This is a genomic window from Hyphomicrobium sp. (assembly GCF_020852195.1).
In the GTDB taxonomy this organism is placed as follows: domain Bacteria; phylum Pseudomonadota; class Alphaproteobacteria; order Rhizobiales; family Hyphomicrobiaceae; genus Hyphomicrobium_C.
On sequence record NZ_JADZBI010000225.1, the window covers coordinates 1 to 5,347 of the forward strand.

The following is a 5,347-nucleotide window of genomic DNA, read 5'->3' on the forward strand; positions in this document are numbered from 1 at the left end:
CGCAGGACCGGAAGGAAGAAGCGGGAAAGGTGCATGGGGTCCTGTCTCAACGAAGGTTGCGGCGCGGGCGGGGCGGCCGATGTGCAGAAGGCCCCAGCCAACAAGGCGTTCCGCAGGCGTGAATAGCCAGGATTGCAGGCCAGGGCAATCGAGCATCACGCAGCGCCCACCGCCACGCACGATCCGTCGTCAAATCGTCATCAGCGCCGCTTGCAGAGCCAGCGTCTGCATCAGCATTAGGCACCTGCGTTTTTTTCTCTCAGGCCCCGTGACATAGCGCCGCCGTTCGAGTATGGTGCGCTGGTTCACGTGACAGGGGCGAAGCCAATGAGATCCAGATGGCTCGGGGCCCAGGTCTAGGGAGAAAATGGCTGTAGAACCGGGGCACTGTTCCGGAATCTTCGAGCCGAAAATGAGCAGACGGCGCGCCAAGCGCCGCTCACACGAGCCAAGAGTGGAAAGAGCAAGGCGCCCGCCTTGCTCTTTGCATTTTGGAAGACGGTTTTTGCCCGCTCCATCGGCACACGGAAAAAGATCGGCAACGCTCGATCCGCTTGCGCGCGTCACGGCGTGACGGCGGCGGGTGCGCTGTTCTCCGGAGGAATGTAGAGCCCGAGCCAGTCGTACTCGAGCGTCGCCCAGACGATCACAAACGCAACGGATGCCACGAGCGTGTTGACCAGCGCGACGCGCATCAGACGCGGCGCGGCCGGGGCGCTTGCCGGCGTGCCCTCCACGACGTCGCCGACCTCGCCCTGTGTCTTGACGCCGAACGGCAGCACGGCGAACAGCGTCATGAACCAGATCATCAGATAGAGCGCGATGCCGAGCGAAAGGCTCATGGGGTTGTCTCCCTTATGGCCGCGTCACGCCTGCTCCAGCTCCGTCAGCGTGCCGCAGAAATCCTTGGGGTGCAGGAACAGCACGGGCTTGCCGTGGGCACCGATCTTCGGATTGCCGTCTCCGAGCACACGCGCGCCCTGCTCCTTGAGCTGGTCACGGGCGGCCAGGATGTCATCCACCTCGTAGCAAATGTGATGGATGCCACCGTCCGGGCTCTTCTCGAGGAACTTGGCAATCGGCGAGTCCTCGCCCAGGGGCTCCAGAAGCTCGATCTTGGTGTTGGGCAGCGTGATGAAGACGACGGTCACACCGTGCTCCGGCTGGGGCAGCGGGTCGGTGACCACCGCTCCGAGCGCGTTCCTGTACACGGCGGTCGCGGCGGCCAAGTCCTTGACCGCAATGGCCACGTGGTTCAAGCGTCCAATCATCTTCGTTTCCGGTCTCCGATAAACAGGCCGTGCAAGCGGCTTTCAGCCCTTCCCTTCGACCACGCTCAGCAACACCTTGACAATGGGCTTCTTGCCCCAGGCATTGGCCACGGCGCCGCGGACGCCCCTGCGCACGGCCTCACTCAAGACCTCCAGATCGCGCCTGCGGTCCTTCGGGATGCTGCGGAGCGTGCCGTCGACGGCGGTCAGCACGATGTCCTCCATGGGCTCGCCCTCGTCATCCTCGTAGGGCACGCCGTCGATGACGACCTGCGGCTCGCCCGCGAGGTCGCCCCGCCGGGATACCGCCAGCGCGACAATGACGATGCCAACGGCCGCCAGCTTGCGGCGCTCGCGCACGGGCCCATCGCCCGAAGGCACGATGAGGCGCCCGTCGCGGAAGAGGCGGCCGACCGGCGCATCGTCGACGATGCGCACCGGGCCCGGCGCGAGCCGTACCATCTCGCCATTGTAGGCCACCTGAACCTCCGGGACGCCGGCCTCGCGGGCCAGCTCCGCGTGGGCCTTGAGGTGGCGCGCCTCGCCGTGCATCGGGACGGCGATCCTCGGCCGCGTCCAGGCGTAGAGCTGGCGCAGCTCGTCGCGACGCGGATGGCCGGTCACGTGCACCAGCGCCTCGCTGTCGGTCAGCACCTCGACGCCCATGCGCACGAGGCCGTTCTGGATCCAGCCCACAGCCTTCTCGTTGCCGGGGATGGTGCGCGAGGAAAAGATGGCGAGATCGCCCTTGTCGAGCGAGACGTCGGGGTGCTCGTTCTCGGCGATGCGCGCCATGGCGGCACGCGGCTCGCCCTGGCTGCCGGTGCAGAGGCAGACGACGCGCGACCGCTTCAGCTCGCCGAACTGCTGCTGGTCGACGTAGCGGAAGCCCTGGGGCAGGTAGCCGGTGTCGATCGCCACGTCGATGACGCGATGCATGGCGCGACCGGCGATGATCAGCTCGCGGCCGGTGGAACGCGCGGCATCGGCCACGGCCTTGATGCGCGCGACGTTGGAGGCGAAGGTCGTGACGGCCACGCGGTTCGGTGCGCCGCGCACGATCTCGGCCAGCGACTTGGCCACGTCGCGCTCGGACGGCGAGCGGCCTTCCCGCATCGCGTTGGTGGAATCGCCGACGACGGCGAGCACGCCCTCCTCGCCGAGCGCGGCCAGCCGGCCCTCGTCCGGCGTGCCGCCAATGATCGGCGTGGGGTCGAGCTTCCAGTCACCCGTGTGGAGCACGAGCCCGAGCGGCGTGCGCAGCGCGAGCGCGCTGCTTTCGGGGATCGAGTGGGCCATCTCGATCAGCTCGACGTCGAAGGGGCCGACCTCGAAGCGGCCGTTGAGCGGTACCTCGCGGATCGGAATCTGGAGGCGGTTGCCATACTCGGCGAGCTTCGCCTTCAGCATGCCGGCCGTGAAGGGCGTGGCGTAGACCGGCACGCCGAGGCGCGGCCAAAGATCTATGACGGCGCCGATGTGGTCCTCGTGGGCGTGCGTGATGACGATGCCGGCGAGCGCGCTGCGCTCCTCCTCGATGAAGCGCAGATCCGGAAAGATGACGTCGACTCCGGGGTCGTCCTCGCCCTCCGGAAACGTGATCCCGAGATCGACCATCAGCCACTTGCGCGCGTCCGGCGGGCCGAGCCCGTAGAGATAGGCGTTCATGCCGATCTCGCCGAGCCCGCCGAGGGCCAGAAACACCAGCTCGTCCTGCTCTTTCGGCCGGCTCCGTTGCGTTCGTTGCTCAGGCATTCGCCGTATTCACCCTTTTCTTATGACCCGCGATCCTGCCTCAACGAACAAGCGCTACATCTCCGAATGTGAACCGGCGAACGCTCCCCTCCGCGTCGAGCAGAAGCGCGCCTTCGGGATCGAGCCCTGCAAACGCGCCGACGACGTGCTCGGTGCCGGTGTTGATGCCCATGCGTTCCCCTATAGGATGGGCGCGGTTTAGCCAAGCCTCCCTGACCGCGGCAAAGCCTCTACCCTCGTCCCACGTGGCGAGCCAGGCCGTCAGGGCATCCGCTATGGAGGCCAGAAGCACGGAGGGCTCCGGACAGGCGCCGTGGGCCGCAAGGTGCGTGGCAGGGCGGTCCAGCCCCGCGGGCGATGTCCGGACGTTGAGACCGATCCCGACCACCGCGGCGAGTCCGTCCGCGCCGGCGCTGCTCTCGATGAGGATACCGCCGGTCTTCTCGCCGTCGATCAGGATGTCGTTCGGCCACTTGAGGCGCAGTCCGGGGGGGACAGGACGCAGGACTGCACGAAGGGCATCGAAGACGGCGACACCCGTCACCAGCGCGAGCTGGTAGGCCTTCGGCTGCGGGAGGGCCAGCGTGAGCAGTAGGCTCGCATGCAGGTTGCCCGTCTCCGAGGACCAACTGCGGCCGCTGCGGCCGCGCCCGGCCGTCTGCACGTCGGCCATGATCCAGAGCGGGCCACGCTCGCCCGCCTGGGCGCGGCGCATCGCCTCGACATTGGTCGAATCCACGGCGGAGAGCCGCTCCACGCGATCAAGGATCATGGTGCCGAGCCAGCCGATATCGGGAGTGAAATCAAGAGGGTGCGGCGTAACGTATCGCACATTTCGCGACGCTGGTAAGCGGACGTTAAAACCTGTGACATATGAATTATATCAATCAGAATACTGGACTTCACATTTCCTGGGCGACGCTTTAGCACCCGTTCATTTACCAGAGACACTCCCATGGCGACCAAGGATTCACGCAGGACAAAACGCCGTCGGACCAACAATGCCGGTATCCTCAGGACCGGCGAAAAGGAATTCGCCGTGCTGCTGCGCGACGCCTCCCAGACCGGCGCGCGCGTGCGCCTGGTGATCCCCTGCGACGTTCCCGAGCAGGTCACGCTCGTGTCCTCGATGGAAAAGATCAATGCCGCGTGTACGGTCGTCTGGCGGCGAGGGAACGACCTCGGACTGAGATTCAACTAGAGCGTAGTTGGTCTTGATTGAATCGCAGTTGCGCTCCGGGTCTCTCGACGAGACCGATGATACAGGCTTCGCACTGACAGCATCCGAAGCGATCAAGGTCTAACCGCAAAAGTCAGAGCTGCAGCGACTTGGCCGCAGCCGCGGCGGCGTCGATCAGCGGCGACGGATAGACGGCGTACAGCACCACGAACAGGCCGGCCGCGATCATCACGAAGCGCACATAGGGCGCGGTGGGCGAAAAGCGCGGCTTGGCGTCGTCGAAGAACATCACCTTGACGATGCGCAGGTAGTAGAAGGCGCCGACCACGCTCGACAGCACGCCGATGACCGCAAGGCCGTACAGTTCCGCCTTCACGGCGGCGGCAAAGACATAGAACTTGGCGAAGAAGCCGGCGAGCGGCGGCACGCCCGCGAGCGAAAACAGCAGCATGGCAAGGATGAAGGCCATGGGCAGATTCGTCTCCGCGAGGCCCGCCAGCTCGTAGATGTCCTCGACTGGCCCGTCCTCGCGGCGCATGGCGAGGATGCAGGCAAACGAGCCCAGCGTCATGACGAGATAGATGGCGAGGTAGATGAGGAGAGCTTGGATGCCCTCCTCGCTGCCGGCGGCGAGGCCGACAAGCGCGAAGCCGACGTGGCCGATCGAGGAATAGGCCATGAGGCGCTTGATGTTGGTCTGGCCGATGGCCGCGAAGGCGCCGAGCAGCATGGAGGCGATGGCCAGGAAGATGATGATCTTCTGCCACTGAACAAAGAGACCGCCGAAGCCGTCGAACAACACGCGGGCGAGCAGCGCCAGCGCCGCAAGCTTCGGCGCAGCGGCGAAGAAGGCCGTGATCGGCGTCGGCGCGCCTTCGTAGACGTCGGGCGTCCACATATGGAACGGCACGGCCGAGATCTTGAAGGCGAGGCCCACGAGCAGGAACACGAGCCCGGCGATGAGGCCGAGATTGGTCGCGGCACCCGGCGCTGCGGCGGCACTCGCAAGCCCGGCGAACGAAGTCGTGCCCGCAAAGCCGTAGAGCAGCGAGGCGCCGTAGAGCAGCATGCCCGAGGAGAGCGCGCCGAGCACGAAATACTTCATTCCGGCCTCGCTCGAGCGGACGTCGTCGCGGCGGAC

Annotated in this window: 6 protein-coding genes; 1 reads left to right on the forward strand and 5 read right to left on the reverse strand. The window is 66.1% G+C overall.

What is annotated here, in order from left to right; translation table 11 throughout:
- Nucleotides 1-563 precede the first annotated feature (563 nt).
- From IT540_RS18600 to IT540_RS18615, 4 genes are read right to left on the reverse strand one after another with little or no spacing between them, the layout of a single operon-like run.
- Nucleotides 564-842 carry a DUF1467 family protein gene (locus tag IT540_RS18600; protein ID WP_291181229.1) on the reverse strand — a complete coding sequence of 93 codons (279 nt, stop codon included), beginning with the start codon at nucleotides 840-842 and terminating at the stop codon, nucleotides 564-566.
- 24 nt (nucleotides 843-866) lie between these two features.
- Entirely contained in the window at nucleotides 867-1,271 is a 405-nt protein-coding gene (mce, locus tag IT540_RS18605) for a methylmalonyl-CoA epimerase (RefSeq protein ID WP_291181231.1), read from the reverse strand.
- 42 nt (nucleotides 1,272-1,313) lie between these two features.
- Nucleotides 1,314-3,026, reverse strand: coding sequence for a ribonuclease J (locus tag IT540_RS18610; protein WP_291181233.1), 1,713 nt, complete (start codon nucleotides 3,024-3,026; stop codon nucleotides 1,314-1,316).
- A 40-nt stretch (nucleotides 3,027-3,066) separates the two neighbouring features.
- Nucleotides 3,067-3,798, reverse strand: coding sequence for a biotin--[acetyl-CoA-carboxylase] ligase (locus IT540_RS18615; protein ID WP_291181235.1), 732 nt, complete (start codon nucleotides 3,796-3,798; stop codon nucleotides 3,067-3,069).
- 183 nt (nucleotides 3,799-3,981) lie between these two features.
- Here IT540_RS18615 and IT540_RS18620 point away from each other — a divergent pair, with 183 nt between their 5' ends.
- Complete coding sequence (locus IT540_RS18620) at nucleotides 3,982-4,227, forward strand: PilZ domain-containing protein (RefSeq protein WP_291181236.1); 246 nt, start codon at nucleotides 3,982-3,984, stop codon at nucleotides 4,225-4,227.
- A gap of 112 nt (nucleotides 4,228-4,339) precedes the next feature.
- Here the strand turns inward: IT540_RS18620 and nuoN are convergent.
- Nucleotides 4,340-5,347 (reverse strand): NADH-quinone oxidoreductase subunit NuoN (gene nuoN, locus IT540_RS18625; RefSeq protein ID WP_291181238.1); only part of this gene is annotated, 1,008 nt, incomplete at its 5' end.

Excerpts from the sequence above, each read along its gene's own strand:
- IT540_RS18615 (WP_291181235.1), bottom strand. The coding sequence starts at position 3,798 with ATGATCCTTGATCGCGTGGAGCGGCTCTCCGCCGTGGATTCGACCAAT.
- mce (WP_291181231.1), bottom strand. The coding sequence starts at position 1,271 with ATGATTGGACGCTTGAACCACGTGGCCATTGCGGTCAAGGACTTGGCC.
- IT540_RS18620 (WP_291181236.1), top strand. The coding sequence starts at position 3,982 with ATGGCGACCAAGGATTCACGCAGGACAAAACGCCGTCGGACCAACAAT.
- IT540_RS18610 (WP_291181233.1), bottom strand. The coding sequence starts at position 3,026 with ATGCCTGAGCAACGAACGCAACGGAGCCGGCCGAAAGAGCAGGACGAG.
- IT540_RS18600 (WP_291181229.1), bottom strand. The coding sequence starts at position 842 with ATGAGCCTTTCGCTCGGCATCGCGCTCTATCTGATGATCTGGTTCATG.